This window comes from Ruegeria sp. BC5 (assembly GCF_056539205.1).
Genome location: NZ_JBQFUN010000001.1, coordinates 483,623 through 499,305, shown reverse-complemented (window position 1 = coordinate 499,305; position 15,683 = coordinate 483,623). Strand labels below are relative to the sequence as shown.

Genomic DNA, 15,683 nt, shown 5'->3' with positions numbered 1-15,683 from the left:
TTAGTCGATTGTTGGGCATCTTGCAACGGTCAGGCTTGACGCGGCCGTTCACCGTGATACTCAAAGCGCTCAGGCGGGCCTGTAGCTCAATTGGTTAGAGCAGAGCGCTCATAACGCTTTGGTTGCGGGTTCAAGTCCTGCCGGGCCTACCAAAACACCGCAAAACTGGTTTTCAGAAGGCAAGCAAGGGAACGCTGTTTCTGTGGTTGTTGCGTGATCCAAAGTCGGATCAGACCGAGCCAGAACAACACGCATTACTGATAGACCAGAAATCACTTGCCCGGCCGGTCAATCGTATCAAGAAGCTAGATACCCCTAGAACCCAAAGATCCCCGGCTGACCTGAAGGATACTTAAATGGCCTACACTGTGCGCAGTTGGGGAAAAATACGATGCGGATTACCTTAAGAACTGGATTAACAGTGCCCGCGTTGCCCAAATCTGGGATGGCGAGCAACGCGGGCCATAGTCTGGTCAGGGGTTGCCCAGACTAAAGGGACAAAAAGGATACGCGGCAACGCAGGCGCTGGATCACTCGCTGCTTTCGATGCTCAGTAGGATTTCTAATTTGGAGGCTCACCAAAATAACCACCAAGATAGGCTATTACCGAGGCAATTACGCCAATCACGATCACAATAGATATCAATGCGCCGCTACTTCTTGAGTAATAGCCGAGCGTCAAAAGCCCAACGACAAAAATGCCAACTAAAAAATATAATACAGTGTTGTCCATTGCTAATCCCCGACCGCGAAAAACATTTCGTCACTATAAGATAAAAAATCGCCTCAAGTTTAGTGGATACAAAACGCCTTACTCGACTGCAGAGCCTTCACATGCATTCCCTAACCAAAAAAACCGCGTTGTTCGGAGATGTACCTTTACAAACAACGCGGCGACAGTTTGGGGTAGTGTAGGCTATTCGGAGCACGTCAGGGATTGGACCAAATGCCCCGGATTACGATGGCTCCCCATCATTGGGGGGAGGCAAGGTCACTCTTTGGGATCAGCCGCTTCGGCTTTTTGGAAAACGGCTAACGTTACAAACAATCCACCAATCAGCAGCATGTGGCCCACCGCAGTGATTCCGAAAACGAAATAGCTGCCAATCATAAGTGAAAAAATTGCACTCCACATCCACGCCAACATCTGCATCAGCATATGCGCTGTAGATAGAGAGTATTTCTTGAGTGGGTTCTTGGTCTCATCCATTACCGAATCCCACGTCGATTTTACGTCGAAACTATTGGTCATGACTTCCTCCCATTACAAAAGGAATACGGGTCGATCGGTGCTTTAGACCAAAAATTTGCATCATCTTATCATCTGCAATATCTCATTCGCGTGATCTGTGATCGCGCGACTGACGTCTCCAAGTGCCGGCACCGGCCACTAGAAAATCCTGCAAAGTGAAGAAGATTTACTACGGCAATTACGCCAATAAAACCGACTCGAGGTGTCGAATCCGCGTGAAATTCATCGTTTAACTTGCACGGGCACGTAGCGCGTTGAATGGATGCAAAACACGTCGCCGCTCAGCGTTAGCCACTCAGTAAACCGGCGGCCTTAACCCTGCCTGAAACCAGCTGACCAGAGAGACGATGGAATACACCGGCAGCCCCGTCGCCGATTGAATATCGGCCGCGTAGGGGCACATGTTTGTGCATTCCAGCACCAACGCGCCGAGGTCGGGATGGGCCTCTTTCATCGCCAGGGCGGCCTCGACATTGTCGGCGCGGGCCTTGTCTACGTCCAGCGTCAGTTCATTATCCAAGATCGCGCGCGTGAATTCCTGCCCGCCCTCGGTCGAGCCGATGGGCGTGCCCTCTGGCACCTGTGCGCTGCGCAGATGGGCCTCGGTCAGGGTCGAGGCCGAGATAGTCAGCACCCCTGCCCGTTTGCCCGCAGGCAATACCTTGTTCACCATTTCGACCTGCATCAGCGAGGATGTGACAACGGGCACCGGGACCGCCTGAGACAGCTCTTTCTGAAACAGCGACAGGAACCCGCAATTGGTGGTGATCCCGTCGACGCCCTCGTCAACCAGCTCGCGCGCGGCATCGACAAAGGCGTCCAGCATCCCCTGCGCTCCACGACGCACCACCAGATCGGGTGAGGCGTTCCGGACAATGCGGAAATGCACCGGAAACGGCCAAGTCAGCGCGTTGCCCATGTCGCCGGGAATGCGGGGAAAGCGTGCGTCCAGCATCAGGATACCCACCGATGCGCCGTAAAGTGATTTGCCACCAGTTGCGATCATTCCTCAAACCTTTTCATTTCCGGACACGTTCTGCAGGGGTCTGTTCGCCATTCGAAACGCGACGACGTGGGCAGAGTTTGCACAGACCGGATAAAGGTCAATAGGCAAAAACTGAGCGCTTGGCATTCAAACGCTGTCGCCGCCATGCGCGTTGGTGGAAAAAGACGCCATCGCGGGCACAAGTTGGTCCAGAAACTCCCGCGCGATGGTCGACAAAGGACGCCCTTTGGCGGTGATAATCGCCAGTTCCAACGTCACCGCGGGCCGAAATGGGCGGGTCTGATATCCGCGCTCAGTATCAAAGGCGACGGTAAAGGGGTCGATGACTGCAACCCCCATGCCCTGTTTGACAAAGCTCAGCAGGTTTTCGGACAGATGTGTATGAATTTGCGTGCGCCAAGTCCGGTGCGCCGCTTGAAAAACATCCCGTGTCCCACGATAGGTCTGATGCTCGGGGCCCATCACGATAAAGGGCTCGTTCTCTAGCAACTCAGGGGTCAGCACGTCGTATTGGGCCAAATGGCTGCCTTCGGGAAATGTGGCCACGGTTTCAAAGCGGAACACCTGAGCATTGAGCGTATCGTGCAGAATTGGCACCTCGACAATGCCGACCTCGAACAGGCCCGAGATCACCCATTCCTGAATCTTGGACGAGTATTGCGATTGAAAACTGACCGACAGATTGGGGCGGCTGGCGGCGAAACGCGCGATTTCCCTTGGCATGAATCCAAACGACAGCATGTGCGGTGCGGCCACTTGCAGCTGACCGGGATGCTTGTTCTGCAAATCCGTCACGGCCTGCGCCACGTGATCCAGCCCACGCACGACGGTGTCCACCTCGCGGTACAGCAAATCAGCTTCGGGGGTTGGTAACAGACGGCCCTTGTTGCGTTCAAACAGCGGCAGACGAGCTTCGCGTTCTAGTTGAGCTAGAAGATTACTGATCCCGGGTTGTGATATCCCCAGAACCGAAGCCGCCCCTGTCACCGTTCCCGTCTCCATAATCGCGTGAAACGCCTGCAATTGCCGAAACCTTAAAGACATTGACATTCCCACATCATTTTTTCTGATACCCTTGCCACAATATAGTATTTGAAATGATATAGCTATCGCGGCACGGTTCCCCCGAACGACCGGAGGACCAATGACCGACTTGAACCAAACCATCACAGGGTTTGACCTTTGGCACCTTGAACTGCCTGTTACATCACGGCGTGATCATGGAATCGGCTCGGTCGAAGGCAGCTGCGAAATTGTGATCTTGCGCCTGACCTCAGAGGGCGGATCAGAAGGATTTGGCGAAGCGTCGCCATGGTCGGTTTTTACCGGAACACCCGAAGCAACTTACGCAGCGCTGGATCGTTATTTCCGGCCGTTGGTTGTTGGGTCACGTGTGGCAGATCGGGCTGGGATCATGGCCAAGGCCGCCTATGCCGTCGCACATTGCACCGAGGCCAAGGCCGCACTGGAAACCGCCTTGCTGGATCTGACAGGGCGTATCAGCGGCGTGCCGGTCTGGGCACTGATGGGTGGCAAATGCCGGGACTCGATTCCGCTGAGTTGTTCGATCGCCAATCCTGATTTCGCGCAGGACATTGCGCTACTCGAGCAATTGCGCGAGGACGGGGTTCGCATCGTCAAGCTGAAGACCGGGTTCAAGGACCATGCGTTCGACATCATGCGGCTTGAACATCTGGCGCAACATTGCCCCGAGTTTTCTGTGCGCGTGGATTACAATCAAGGTCTGTCTATCGAGGATGCTCCTGCTCAGGTACGCGATGTTGCTCAATTCAAACCCGATTTCATCGAACAACCAGTGCGGGCGCATCACTATGGCATGATGGCCAAACTGCGAGGTCAGATCGACCTGCCCCTGCTGGCCGACGAAAGCGTGTTTGGCCCTGAGGATATGGAGCGTGCCGCGCGAGAAGGCATATGCGATGGCGTGTCGGTCAAGATCATGAAGTCCGGTGGGCTTAGCCGGGGTCAGACTGTGGCCCGCATCGCCGCGGCTCATGGGCTCAGCGCCTATGGTGGAGATATGTTCGAGGCTGGTCTGGCGCATCTGGCCGGAACCCACATGATCGCTGCAACACCCGAAATAAAGCTGGGATGCGAGTTCTATCAGGCATCGTATTTCCTGAAAGAAGACATTCTGGAAGACCCCTTCGTGGTGCAGAACGGGCAAGTCATCGTGCCGGACATGCCCGGGATTGGTGGCCGACCGGATCTGGACAAGCTGAACCACTATGCCTTGGCCAAGGCGGTGGCGGCATGAGTGAGCGCAAGACCATTGCCATAATCGGTGCCGGTATTGTTGGCGTGTCCACAGCGGTCTGGCTGCAACGTGACGGGCATGACGTCATATTGATCGACAAGGCTGGACCTGGCGAGGGTACGTCGCACGGCAATGGCGGAGTTCTGGCTTCCTGCTCGATCATTCCAGTCACGGTTCCGGGGCTGCTGCAAAAGGCCCCAAGGATGTTGTTTGATCCGTCCCAGCCACTGTTCTTGAAATGGGGATACGTGCCCAAGCTGTTGCCATGGCTACTGCGCTATCTGAAACATGCCAACGCGAGCGACGTTGAACGCATTGCTGCTGCGCTGACGCCTATTGTCGGCGATAGCCTGAATGACCATAAGACACTGGCGCACGGCACCGGGGCCGAGAAGTGGATTGTCCCGTCCGACTATCTGTTCCTTTACGAAAACCGGAAACATTTTGAGAGTGATGCACTTGGCTGGGACATCCGGCGCAAGCATGGTTTTGCGTGGGACGAATTAGAAGGCGAAGCCTTTCACGCTTATGACCCGATTTTCAGCAAAGACCTCGGGTTTGCCGCCCGGCTTGCCGATCATGGCCACATCACTGATCCGGGGCGCTATGTCAAAGATCTGGCCGCCCATGTCGAGGACAATGGAGGCAAAGTTATACGCGCTGCAGTCGAAGACGTGGTTCGGGACAACGGCAAAGTTACAGGTGTGCGCGCAGGCGGTACAACCATCCCCTGCGACTCAGCGATTATAACGGCGGGGGTCTGGTCCGGCCCCTTGGCTGACCAGCTGGGCATTTCTGTTCCTCTTGAAAGCGAACGCGGGTATCATCTTGAATTAGTGGAACCTTCCGCGATGCCGAAAAGCCCGGTTATGGTAGCGTCAGGCAAATTCGTCGCCACTCCGTTAGAGGGTCGCATCCGTCTGGCCGGGATTGTCGAGTTCGGCGGGTTGGACGCGCCACCCTCGAAGGCGCCGTTCGAATTGATGCGCAAGAATGCCCGGGCGGCTTTTCCGGGTGTGACATGGAAGGATGAAGTGGAATGGATGGGGCACCGGCCCGCACCCGCAGATTCGATACCGGTTATCGGTGAAGTTCCGGGGATTGACGGCGCGTATATGGGTTTTGGCCACCATCACATCGGTCTGACGGGCGGGCCGAAAACAGGGCGTTTGTTGGCGCAAATGATCGCGGGCAGACTTCCGAACACGGATGTCAGCGTTTACGCCCCGTCGCGATACGCAAATTAGCAAAGCCGGTGAACAACATCGGCAGAATCAATACCAACTGGGAGACTAAAATGAAAAAACTGACGAGCCTTATGGCAGCAACCGCACTGACCGCTGCCGCAGCCCTGCCGGTCGCAGCTGAAAAATGGGACATGCCGATGGCCTATTCGGCGTCGAACTTCCATTCGGCCACAGGTGCTGAATTCGCCAAATGCGTGACCACCGGTACCGGCGGCGAGATCGAGATTGTCACCCACCCTTCGGGTTCCCTGTTCAAAGGGGCGGATATCAAACGCGCCATTCAGACCGGCCAGGCCCCTATTGGAGAGCGTCTGCTGTCCGGCCACCAGAACGAAAACGCGTTGTTTGGATTTGATTCAATCCCCTTCCTTGCCACGTCTTTCGACGACAGCGCCAAGCTTTGGGATGCTGCAAAACCCTCGATCGAGAACCTGTTGGCCGAACAGAACCTAACGCTGCTTTATGCAGTGCCGTGGCCGCCGCAGGGGCTGTACTTTAAGGACGAGGTGAACTCGGTCGCTGACATGAAAGGCATCAAGTTCCGCTCGTACAACAACGCCACGTCACGTCTGGCCGAGCTGACCGGAATGCTGCCGGTGACCATCGAAGCGGCCGAGATCAGCCAGGCCTTTGCCACTGGCGTTGCCGATTCCATGGTATCTTCTGGCTCAACCGGGTATGACCGCAAAGTTTGGGAAAGCCTGGATTATTTCTACGAAGTAGATGCCTGGCTGCCGCGCAACTACGTGATGGTGAACTCGGATATCTGGGCGGGCGTGTCTGACGCGAACAAGAACGTCATCAAAGCCTGCGCCGAACTGGCGGAATATGCGGGGAACTGGCGGGCCAAGGAATATACCGGGTTCACCCTGCAAGGCTTGCGTGACGGCGGCATGACCGTTGGTCCGGCGTCCGAGCAGATGACCAACGAGTTGAAAGAAATCGGCGTAACCATGACCAATGAATGGCTCGAGGCCGCCGGGGACGAAGGCAAAGCCATTGTCGACGCCTTCCAAGCACAACAATAACCAAATGGACGCGGGCGGCAGCGATCTGCCGCCCGTTCTCTATCCAACCAAAAGAAAAGCGGGGACAGTATGGCAGCGTTACGAGGGCTTCGGTCCGTACTGGATTTCATCTACCTGGCAGCAGGCGTACTAGCGGCGTTGAGCCTTATCGCCATACTGGTTCTAATTGTGGTGCAGATGCTGGCCCGTTGGACCGGCGAGGTATTCCCTGGCGCGCCCGACTATGCCGGGTATGCGATGGCCGCGGCCTCATTCCTGGCTTTTGCCAATGCGCTGAACCGGGGCAGCCATATCCGCGTGTCGATCCTGTTGAATGCGGTGCCCGATAAATTTCGCCGGGTGCTGGAGATTTGGTGTTTTGGTATCGGCACGGCCGTCATGTGGTACTTCTGCTGGTACGCCTACCGCTTTGTTTATTGGAGCTGGAAGTTCAACGATATCAGCCAGGGACAGGACAAAACCGCGCTTTGGATACCGCAATCGGCCATGTTAATCGGCGCGGTCATTCTGGCCATCGCCCTGACTGATCATCTGATTCACGTGATCTTCCGCGGCGATCACCGCATCACCCGCGATCTTGCCGATCAAAGCCACGGAGAGTGAGAGCATGGAAAACGCATCAATCATCATCCTCTTCCTCTTTGTTCTATTCACTCTGTTGGGCACCGGCGTCTGGGTCGGGCTGGCACTGATGGGCGTCGCCTGGGTCGGGATGGAGCTGTTCACTACTCGCCCCGTCGGCGACGTCATGATCACCACCATCTGGTCAGCCTCGTCCTCATGGACGCTGACGGCGCTGCCGATGTTTATCTGGATGGGTGAAATCCTGTATCGAACGCGATTGTCCGAAGACATGTTCAAGGGGCTTTCACCGTGGATGGCCCCCCTGCCCGGCGGTCTGGTGCATACCAATATCGTCGGCTGTACGGTCTTTGCCGCCGTGTCGGGCTCGTCCGCGGCGACGCTGACCACGGTTGGCAAGATGTCGATCCCAGAACTGCGCAAGCGCAATTATCCCGAACGCATGATCATCGGCACTCTGACAGGTGCTGCGACGCTGGGCCTGATGATCCCGCCTTCGCTGACGCTGATCGTTTATGGCGTCACCATCAATGAATCGATTACCAAGCTGTTCTTTGCTGGCATCCTGCCGGGTCTGGTGCTGGCTTGCATGTTCATGGGCTATGTCGCGATCTATTCCAAAATCGGCAAGGACTGGAACCCGAACCAGGAAAACAAACTGACCTTTGCCGAGAAGATCAAGAACTCGCGCTTTTTGCTGCCTGTGATCCTGTTGATCGTCGTGGTCATCGGTTCGATGTATCTGGGATATGCCACCGCGACCGAGGCCGCCGCCTTTGGTGTGATCGGAGGGCTGTTGCTCGCCGCTGGTCAGGGTTCGTTGAACTGGAAGACGTTCACTGAAAGCCTCATGGGGGCCACTCGCACCAGCGCGATGATCGCATTGATCCTTGCGGGCGCGGCTTTCCTGTCGCTGTCGATGGGCTTTACCGGCCTGCCACGCGGTCTGGCCGATCTGATTGCCGGATGGGAACTGACGCGGTTCGAACTGCTGATGGTGCTGCTTGTGTTCTACATCATCCTTGGGTGTTTTCTGGATGGCATTTCCTCGGTCGTGCTGACCATGGCTGTGGTCGAGCCTATGATCCGCGACGCCGGAATCGACCTGATCTGGTTCGGTATCTTTATCGTCGTCGTGGTCGAAATGGCGCAAATCACGCCGCCTATCGGGTTCAACCTGTTTGTGATGCAGGGCATGACCAATCATGAAATGAGCTATATCGCCCGTGCTGCGATTCCGATGTTCCTGATCATGGTTGTTATGGTTTTCGTCCTGATCTGGTTCCCGGATTTGGCCACTTGGCTACCGAATAACCTGCGGCAAGGCCCAACCGGGTAGCCTGCCTTTGAACCCGCTGCACATCGCTGCCCGCCACGGACCGTATGTTCTGTTGGCGGGCCTTTTGTCGGGGTTGCTGCTGCCGGGGTTGGCGCAACCGATGCGGTCGCTGTTGCCGCCGATGGTTGTGCTGTTGCTGTTCGTCACCGTGCTACGAATGGAGCCCGCGCGCATATTCGGATCACTGCGTGATCTGCCCCGCGTTGTCTTGGTAGTTCTTGGTCTACAGCTTGCGATGCCCCTGACAGTTCTGACGGTCGGTGCATTGGGCGGGTGGCTCGACACCCCCGCCCTGTTTGCCTTGTTGGTCATGACCGCGGCTCCCTCCATCGCTGGCAGCCCAAATATGTGTCGGATGATGGGGCACCCATCTGAATACGCGCTCCGCCTTTTGGTGATCGGTACTGCAGTACTGCCAATGACCATAGCCCCGGTTTTCTGGTTCGCGCCGCAACTGGGCGGATTCGATACGGTGCTTTGGGCCGCGTTAAAACTGCTAATCACAATCCTGCTGGTGACGCTGACCGCAGTCGCTATTCGCAAAACGCTGTTGCGAGACCCATCGCCCACAACAGAAAGTGCGCTCGAAGGCCTTGCCAACATCACATTGGCTCTCTTCGTCATTGGTCTGATGCCCTCAGTCAGCGAGGTCATCCTGACCGATCCGAAACGAGCGTTCCTTTGGATTACCTTCGCCTGCGCGGCCAATTTTGGCGTTCAGGTCGTCTGTTTTCGACTGACCCGGCTTCGTATGCCCACAGCCGCGTCGACGGCAGTGTCGCTGATCGCAGGCAACCGCAATATCGCGCTGTTCTTCGTGGCTTTAGCGCCCGAGGTTACTGCGCCGATCATGGTGTTCATCGGGGCCTATCAAATTCCGATGTACCTGACTCCGCTGGTGATGCAGCGCATGTACAGGGTCGTTAGCGACCGATGATAATGTCAGCGCAGAGGCCGCCCAGCCGCTCACTTTTGCTCAGACGCACCACGCCCCCATGGGCCCGCGCGATATCTGAAACGATGGCAAGGCCCAACCCCACTCCGGTACCCTGATTCTGATTGCGCGCCGGATCAAGGCGCGCGAACGGTTTGACCGCTTCGGATCGCTGTTCAGGTGGAATTCCTGGCCCGTCATCCTCGACCCGGATACGCAGGGATTTGGGTGTGATGGACAGGCTGACATCCGCGCGATTGCCATACCGCACGGCGTTTCCAATCAGGTTTTCCACGGCGCGCCGCATGGCAGTGGGACGCAGCATGACCGTCCCTTCCCCCTCGACCGAGATCAAATCGACCTCATGCCCTGCACGACGCGCGTCTTTGACGATTTGCTCCAACAGCACCTTCGGATCGACAGATTCCGGAGCGCCCTCGGCCGCACCGCGCGAAAACTCAAGGAACGCATCCAGCAGCAATTGCATCTCATCGACATCCTGCTGCAAAGGGGCTGCTTCATCCTCGGGCAACATCGAAAGGCCAAGTTTCAAACGCGTCAGCGGTGTGCGCAGATCGTGACTGACCCCCGACAGCATCATGGTGCGCTGCTCCATCTGGCGCTCGATACGGGCACGCATATCCAGAAAAGCACTGCCCGCCGCGCGTACTTCGATGGCCCCACCGGGAGAATACGGCACCACCCTGCCCCGACCAAAGGCCTGCGCAGCCTCGGCCAGACGAGTGATCGGACGCAATTGATTGCGCATATACAGGAAAGAAATCGTGGTCATGACAACCGCAAAGAACACCATTGTCACGATCAACTGGTGTGGCGCCACCGGAGACAGACGACGGCGATCAAAAGTCAGCTGTAGAATGCCCAGATCCGTCTGCAGATACAGCCGCGCCTCTTGTCCGCTGGGCAAGGCAACCGCAATCAAATCTGGAAGCAAGGCCCGCAGATCGTCCTCGACCTGGGGTGCAATGAAATCGTACCAACGGCGGTGACCAACCTTTGGTTCGTCGTTAATGCCCAGAAACCGGGCCTTCATTTCAAGCGCTTGCAGGTCAAGCCGAACAGCCGCCATCGCCTGTTGTTGCGTTTCCGTCTCTTCCATGACTTCCGTGATCAACATCACTTCGCGCGAAGCAGCGCGTGTCATTTGCGCCGTGACGTCTTCCAGATGTTTTTGCAGGAACGCGACCCCCACCACCAGCAACACCACGACCACCGGCAGGACCAGGATCAGTGCAGCACGGGCATAGAGGCTGCGCGGCATATAGTGTTTGAGCCAAAGCGCGGACATGCGCTAAACCTAACGGGCTGTTACGACAAGAGAAAGAGGTCAGAATGCAGGCGCCTGACGATTTCAATCCGCCCGCCGGCCCGGCGGTCGAGCTGCAGCCGGGATTGCGGCGTATTCTGGCGCCAAATCCATCCCCAATGACATATCGCGGGACCAACACTTATCTGGTGGGCACCACCGAGCTTGCCGTGATCGACCCTGGTCCGCTCAGCAATGAACATCTGGATGCGATTCTGGCGGGACTACTACCCGGACAGCGGATCAGCCATATCATCGTTACCCACAGCCATCTGGATCACTCTCCGCTGGCCCAACCCTTGGCGGATCGTACAGGAGCACCGATCATGGCCTTTGGAGGGCCCGAGGCCGGGCGTAGCGTAGTTATGACTCAACTGGCCGAGAGCGGTTTAGTCGGCGGCGGTGAAGGCATCGACACCAGCTTTCGCCCCGACATCGAACTTGCGGATGGGGCTTTGATCTCAGGCGACGGCTGGCAGCTTGAGGTGATTCACACCCCCGGCCATCTGGGAAATCACATCGCGCTTGGCTGGGGTGAGGTCTGTTTCACGGGTGATCACGTCATGGGATGGGCCAGTTCACTGGTTTCGCCCCCAGACGGTGACCTGACGGATTTCATGGCGGCCTGCCATCGTCTGGACTCACGCGAGTGGGCCGTCTTTCACGCCGGGCATGGCGCGCCGATTGCCGATCCCGCAGCGCGTCTGGACTGGCTGATCAAACACCGCCTGGCACGCGAAGCACAGATTCTGTCTACGCTGGAAGATCACCCCGGTACGGCCCGAGAACTGGCCGAGCGAATTTACCTCGACACTCCGACCGCCCTTTTGCCTGCTGCTGAACGGAATGTTTTGGCCCATTTGATTGATCTGATTGGGAAATCTCAGGTCACTTCCGAAGGAAAACTGTCAGCTGACACCCGTTTCATCAGACAAACCTAAGCCGCCAGAACTTTTTTTCGAAAACGTCGAATTCCCCTCTGGACGGCAAAAATCGGGATTGTTATACGGCCCTCAGTTCCGGCGTAGCTCAGCGGTAGAGCAGTTGACTGTTAATCAATTGGTCGTAGGTTCGATCCCTACCGCCGGAGCCAAATTCTCCCCACCTTGAATCCCAATCACCAACGGTCGTTTGCGGCGCAAGATTTTTCGACGAAAAATACTATACGCCCTCTGGACGCCGCAGAAACTGGTTGCTATACGGCGCGGACCGTTCCGGCGTAGCTCAGCGGTAGAGCAGTTGACTGTTAATCAATTGGTCGTAGGTTCGATCCCTACCGCCGGAGCCATTTCCCACGTTTTTTAAAGATCAGCCCACCAAGGCGTCCTTGAAATCCGCGCGCAAGTTGCGTTTCAGAACCTTACCCGTTGCGTTCAGAGGCAAGGCATCCACAAACACCACCTTGTCCGGCACCTGCCATTTAGCGATTTTGCCGTCGTAAAATGTCAGCACCTCTTCTTCGCTTGGGTCCTCCCCCTCGGCGCGTACGGCCACCAGCAGTGGGCGCTCGTCCCACTTTGGATGCGGTACGCCAACCACGGCTGCGGTCGCCAATTTGGGATGCGCGACGGCGATGTTCTCTAACTCGACCGAACTGATCCACTCACCCCCGGATTTGATGATGTCCTTGGACCGGTCGCGGATGGTCATATAGCCGTCAGAGTCCACCGTTGCGACATCACCAGTGGCAAACCAGCCATCCCGCAGCAAATCTTCATCTTGCATCTGGAAATAACTGTCCAGAACCCACGGCCCGCGAACCAGCAGATCACCTTGGGTTTCGCCGTCATGCGGCAGATCATTGCCGTCATCGTCGACGATCTTCAGATCGACACCATAACAGGGCCTTCCCTGGCTTTCTCGAATGGCGTGCTGCTCGTCTTCCGGCAGGTCAAAGTGCTTGGCCAGAGGGTGATTTGCGGTCCCCAACGGACTCATCTCGCTCATCCCCCAGGCGTGGATGGTGTCGACGCCATAAGTTTCGCGGAAGGTTTCGATCATCGAAGGCGGGCACGCGGCCCCGCCGATCACCGTCCGCTGCAGGCTGGCCAGCTTGCTGCCAGACTGCTCGGCAAAAGCCAACAGCCCTTGCCAGATCGTCGGCACGCCCATGGCCAGAGTGACGCCGTAAGTGTCGATCAGATTCACCAGCGCCTCACCATGCAAACCCGGCCCCGGCAACACCATCCGCGATCCCGACATGGCGCAAGCATATGGGGACCCCCAGGCGTTTACATGGAACATCGGAACCACCGGCATGACCACATCCATCGCCGAAAACCCGATAACGTCGCGTGTGTTCGATCCGAAACTGTGCAGCACGGTGGAGCGATGCGAATACAACACCCCCTTTGGATTGCCGGTTGTGCCAGATGTGTAACACAGGCCGGATGCAGTGTTTTCGTCAAAGCTGGGCCATTCAAAACTGGCCTCACCGGTCTCGATCAGATCGTCGTAAAATTGCACACCCGGTATCTGCGCAATTGCGTCATCGTTTCTTGGCCCCATCAGGACGAAATGTTGAACATCGGGCAAATGCTCGTGCAGGGCTGCGACCAAAGGAATAAAGGTTGCGTCGAAAAACAAAACCCGGTCCTGTGCATGGTTGATGATATAGGTCAGCTGTTCGGGAAACAGTCGCGGGTTGACGGTGTGGCACACGAACCCCGCCCCGGAAGTGGCATAGTAGATCTCAAGATGCCGCCGGTTATTCCAAGCCAGCGTCGCAATCCGCGTCTGTGGTTCCAATCCCAACTTGGACAGTGCCGAGGCCAGTTTCCGCGCGTTTTCAGCCACTTGCGACCAACTTCTATGGCTAACTGTACCATCGGTTTCAACCGAATAAATCTCAGTCTGACCGTGAAAGCGGTCGGCGTGATCAATCAGCGACGAGATCAGCAAGGGCTGCGTCATCATCTGTCCCAGCATGGGCGTCCTCCCTATGGCGGTGCCACTTTGTGCCCGCAATCACATCGGGCGATATGGCTTTTCCTTAGGCAGAGCCTGCCAAGCATTTAATTGTCTGACAATAAAAGAATGCGATTTGCCGTTGCGGCAGGTGGTAAAATCGAACCCTCAATCGCGGTGTTTTAGCGCATAAGCAACCAGCGAGGCGGTCGAGCCATCCTTGCCGTCAGCGCTAACTTCACCATCCACTATCGGACCCAGCGAGGTCGCCAATTCCTTGCCCAGTTCCACCCCCCATTGGTCGAATGAATTGATTCCCAGCAGAACCCCTTCGACGAAAACACGGTGTTCGTACATGGCGATGATTTGGCCCAGCACATACGGTGTGAGCTTCGGATAAATCAGGGTCGAGGACGGCCGGTTGCCCGGGAACACACGGTGACGGGCCTGACGTTCAAGCTCCTCACTGGCCAACTCTTGTTCGGCCATGCGCTGCCGCGCCTCATCCAACGACCGGCCGCGCATCAGCGCTTCGGACTGGGCCAGACAATTGGCCAGCAAAAGGCGGTGGTGGTGGGTAAGTTCGGGCTCGTGCCCTTCGGCGGCCACCATGAATTCGCAGGGGATCACATCGGTGCCCTGATGGATCAACTGGTAAAAGGCGTGCTGGCCATTGGTGCCCGGTTCACCCCAAACCACAGGCCCCGAAGGCATGGTCAAGGCGCTGCCGTTCATTGCAACGGATTTACCGTTCGACTCCATCTCAAGCTGTTGGAAATAGGCGGGAAGACGCAGCAGTCGTTGATCATAGGGCAGAACCGCGCGGCTGGTATATCCCAGAACCTGGCGGTGCCAGACCCCAACCAGAGCCAGCATTACCGGCATGTTCTCGATCCAGTCAGCAGCGCGGAAATGGACGTCCATCGCCTGTCCCCCGCGCAGAAAGGCATCAAACGCGTTCGAACCGACGGCGATCATCACCGGTAGCCCAACCGGCCCCCAGACCGAATAGCGCCCCCCTACCCAATCGGCAAAACCAAATACGTGATCTTGGGCGATACCAAAGGCATCGGTCTTATCTACCGCACACGACACGGCTGCGAACTGTTTTCCACAATCGCCACCGCCATCCGTTAACCAAGCACGGGCGGTCCGGGCGTTGGTCATGGTTTCAATGGTGGTGAATGTCTTGGATGCGACAATCACCAGCGTCCGGGTCGGGTCAAGTGGGCGCAGCGTATCCGCGATATGCGCACCATCGACATTGGACACATAGTGCAGGTTTGGCCCGTCGTGATACGGGGCCAACGCGTGCGTGGCCATCACTGGCCCAAGATCCGAGCCGCCGATGCCGATATTCACGACGTCGGTAAAGCTGCCACCTGTCCCGGAAATCGCGCCGCCGCGCACCTCTTCGGCGAAAACCCGCATCCGGTGCAGCGTGTCCAGCACGTCAGGCATCACATCCAGACCGTCGACCTCAACTGGTCCGCCATCCAGGTTACGCAACGCCGTGTGCAATACCGCGCGCCCTTCGGTTTCGTTGATCTTGGCACCCGAGAACATGGCGTCGCGCCGTTCCGCCAGACCCGCCGTATCGCACAGCCCGATCAAAGCGTCACGGATGTCCGCGTCAATACTGGTTTTCGAGTAATCAAAGAGCAGGTCACCGGTTGAGGCCGAATACCCCTGCGCCCGGTTTGCATCCTTACTGAACAGACCCAGAATGGGCTGCCCCTTCCGTTCTGCTGCCAGTGCTTTGAGTGTCTCCAGTTGCATAGCG

General features: G+C 57.0%; 14 protein-coding genes and 3 tRNA genes. 10 read left to right on the top strand and 7 right to left on the bottom strand.

What is annotated here, in order from left to right:
• The first annotated feature begins 75 nt into the window (after positions 1–75).
• Positions 76–152, top strand: a tRNA-Ile gene (locus tag ACR0LY_RS02565).
• Positions 153–562: 410 nt separating this feature from the next.
• Here the strand turns inward: ACR0LY_RS02565 and ACR0LY_RS02560 are convergent.
• The 4 genes from ACR0LY_RS02560 to ACR0LY_RS02545 all read right to left on the bottom strand — a co-directional run bounded on the left by ACR0LY_RS02560 (position 563) and on the right by ACR0LY_RS02545 (position 3,302).
• On the bottom strand, positions 563–733 hold the full coding sequence (locus ACR0LY_RS02560; RefSeq protein ID WP_170348840.1) for a hypothetical protein: 171 nt from the start codon (positions 731–733) through the stop codon (positions 563–565).
• Positions 734–991: 258 nt separating this feature from the next.
• A complete protein-coding gene (locus tag ACR0LY_RS02555; protein ID WP_170348841.1) occupies positions 992–1,252 on the bottom strand; it encodes a hypothetical protein in 261 nt (86 codons plus the stop codon).
• 295 nt (positions 1,253–1,547) lie between these two features.
• A complete protein-coding gene (locus ACR0LY_RS02550) occupies positions 1,548–2,258 on the bottom strand; it encodes an aspartate/glutamate racemase family protein (protein WP_170348842.1) in 711 nt (236 codons plus the stop codon).
• Positions 2,259–2,384: 126 nt separating this feature from the next.
• The gene (locus ACR0LY_RS02545) at positions 2,385–3,302 is read right to left on the bottom strand and encodes a LysR family transcriptional regulator (RefSeq protein ID WP_170348843.1); all 918 of its coding nucleotides are present in this window, start codon (positions 3,300–3,302) and stop codon (positions 2,385–2,387) included.
• Between the two features lie 100 nt (positions 3,303–3,402).
• Between ACR0LY_RS02545 and ACR0LY_RS02540 the strand changes: the two genes are divergently transcribed.
• The 6 genes from ACR0LY_RS02540 (at position 3,403) to ACR0LY_RS02515 (ending at position 9,669) form a co-directional block, all read left to right on the top strand.
• Positions 3,403–4,536 carry an enolase C-terminal domain-like protein gene (locus ACR0LY_RS02540; RefSeq protein ID WP_170348844.1) on the top strand — a complete coding sequence of 378 codons (1,134 nt, stop codon included), beginning with the start codon at positions 3,403–3,405 and terminating at the stop codon, positions 4,534–4,536.
• Complete coding sequence (locus ACR0LY_RS02535) at positions 4,533–5,783, top strand: NAD(P)/FAD-dependent oxidoreductase (RefSeq protein ID WP_170348845.1); 1,251 nt, start codon at positions 4,533–4,535, stop codon at positions 5,781–5,783. Before ACR0LY_RS02540 ends, ACR0LY_RS02535 begins: the two co-directional genes overlap by 4 nt.
• A gap of 50 nt (positions 5,784–5,833) precedes the next feature.
• Positions 5,834–6,811, top strand: coding sequence for a TRAP transporter substrate-binding protein (locus tag ACR0LY_RS02530; RefSeq protein ID WP_170348846.1), 978 nt, complete (start codon positions 5,834–5,836; stop codon positions 6,809–6,811).
• A 69-nt stretch (positions 6,812–6,880) separates the two neighbouring features.
• On the top strand, positions 6,881–7,414 hold the full coding sequence (locus ACR0LY_RS02525) for a TRAP transporter small permease (protein WP_170348847.1): 534 nt from the start codon (positions 6,881–6,883) through the stop codon (positions 7,412–7,414).
• A 4-nt stretch (positions 7,415–7,418) separates the two neighbouring features.
• Complete coding sequence (locus tag ACR0LY_RS02520; RefSeq protein ID WP_170348848.1) at positions 7,419–8,732, top strand: TRAP transporter large permease; 1,314 nt, start codon at positions 7,419–7,421, stop codon at positions 8,730–8,732.
• A 7-nt stretch (positions 8,733–8,739) separates the two neighbouring features.
• Entirely contained in the window at positions 8,740–9,669 is a 930-nt protein-coding gene (locus ACR0LY_RS02515; protein WP_170348849.1) for a hypothetical protein, read from the top strand.
• Here ACR0LY_RS02515 and ACR0LY_RS02510 read toward each other — a convergent pair.
• Positions 9,656–10,975 (bottom strand): ATP-binding protein, encoded by a 1,320-nt coding sequence (locus tag ACR0LY_RS02510; protein WP_170348850.1) that lies wholly within the window; start codon positions 10,973–10,975, stop codon positions 9,656–9,658. The genes ACR0LY_RS02515 and ACR0LY_RS02510 overlap by 14 nt on opposite strands.
• A gap of 44 nt (positions 10,976–11,019) precedes the next feature.
• Between ACR0LY_RS02510 and ACR0LY_RS02505 the strand changes: the two genes are divergently transcribed.
• The 3 genes from ACR0LY_RS02505 (at position 11,020) to ACR0LY_RS02495 (ending at position 12,281) form a co-directional block, all read left to right on the top strand.
• Positions 11,020–11,934 (top strand): MBL fold metallo-hydrolase, encoded by a 915-nt coding sequence (locus tag ACR0LY_RS02505; protein ID WP_170348851.1) that lies wholly within the window; start codon positions 11,020–11,022, stop codon positions 11,932–11,934.
• Positions 11,935–12,011: 77 nt separating this feature from the next.
• Positions 12,012–12,086: transfer RNA gene (locus tag ACR0LY_RS02500), tRNA-Asn, on the top strand.
• A gap of 120 nt (positions 12,087–12,206) precedes the next feature.
• A tRNA-Asn gene (locus ACR0LY_RS02495) sits at positions 12,207–12,281 on the top strand.
• Positions 12,282–12,301: 20 nt separating this feature from the next.
• Here the strand turns inward: ACR0LY_RS02495 and ACR0LY_RS02490 are convergent.
• Both ACR0LY_RS02490 and pgi read right to left on the bottom strand, forming a co-directional pair.
• Positions 12,302–13,921 (bottom strand): long-chain-fatty-acid--CoA ligase, encoded by a 1,620-nt coding sequence (locus ACR0LY_RS02490; protein ID WP_170348852.1) that lies wholly within the window; start codon positions 13,919–13,921, stop codon positions 12,302–12,304.
• Positions 13,922–14,068: 147 nt separating this feature from the next.
• Positions 14,069–15,679, bottom strand: coding sequence for a glucose-6-phosphate isomerase (gene pgi, locus ACR0LY_RS02485; RefSeq protein ID WP_170348853.1), 1,611 nt, complete (start codon positions 15,677–15,679; stop codon positions 14,069–14,071).
• Positions 15,680–15,683: the final 4 nt, after the last annotated feature.

What these genes read in the sequence shown, in the direction of transcription:
- pgi (WP_170348853.1), bottom strand. Translation starts at nt 15,679, where the DNA reads ATGCAACTGGAGACACTCAAAGCACTGGCAGCAGAACGGAAGGGGCAG.
- ACR0LY_RS02560 (WP_170348840.1), bottom strand. Translation starts at nt 733, where the DNA reads ATGGACAACACTGTATTATATTTTTTAGTTGGCATTTTTGTCGTTGGG.
- ACR0LY_RS02550 (WP_170348842.1), bottom strand. Translation starts at nt 2,258, where the DNA reads ATGATCGCAACTGGTGGCAAATCACTTTACGGCGCATCGGTGGGTATC.
- ACR0LY_RS02535 (WP_170348845.1), top strand. Translation starts at nt 4,533, where the DNA reads ATGAGTGAGCGCAAGACCATTGCCATAATCGGTGCCGGTATTGTTGGC.
- ACR0LY_RS02540 (WP_170348844.1), top strand. Translation starts at nt 3,403, where the DNA reads ATGACCGACTTGAACCAAACCATCACAGGGTTTGACCTTTGGCACCTT.
- ACR0LY_RS02525 (WP_170348847.1), top strand. Translation starts at nt 6,881, where the DNA reads ATGGCAGCGTTACGAGGGCTTCGGTCCGTACTGGATTTCATCTACCTG.
- ACR0LY_RS02530 (WP_170348846.1), top strand. Translation starts at nt 5,834, where the DNA reads ATGAAAAAACTGACGAGCCTTATGGCAGCAACCGCACTGACCGCTGCC.
- ACR0LY_RS02510 (WP_170348850.1), bottom strand. Translation starts at nt 10,975, where the DNA reads ATGTCCGCGCTTTGGCTCAAACACTATATGCCGCGCAGCCTCTATGCC.
- ACR0LY_RS02505 (WP_170348851.1), top strand. Translation starts at nt 11,020, where the DNA reads ATGCAGGCGCCTGACGATTTCAATCCGCCCGCCGGCCCGGCGGTCGAG.
- ACR0LY_RS02490 (WP_170348852.1), bottom strand. Translation starts at nt 13,921, where the DNA reads ATGCTGGGACAGATGATGACGCAGCCCTTGCTGATCTCGTCGCTGATT.
- ACR0LY_RS02520 (WP_170348848.1), top strand. Translation starts at nt 7,419, where the DNA reads ATGGAAAACGCATCAATCATCATCCTCTTCCTCTTTGTTCTATTCACT.
- ACR0LY_RS02555 (WP_170348841.1), bottom strand. Translation starts at nt 1,252, where the DNA reads ATGACCAATAGTTTCGACGTAAAATCGACGTGGGATTCGGTAATGGAT.
- ACR0LY_RS02545 (WP_170348843.1), bottom strand. Translation starts at nt 3,302, where the DNA reads ATGTCTTTAAGGTTTCGGCAATTGCAGGCGTTTCACGCGATTATGGAG.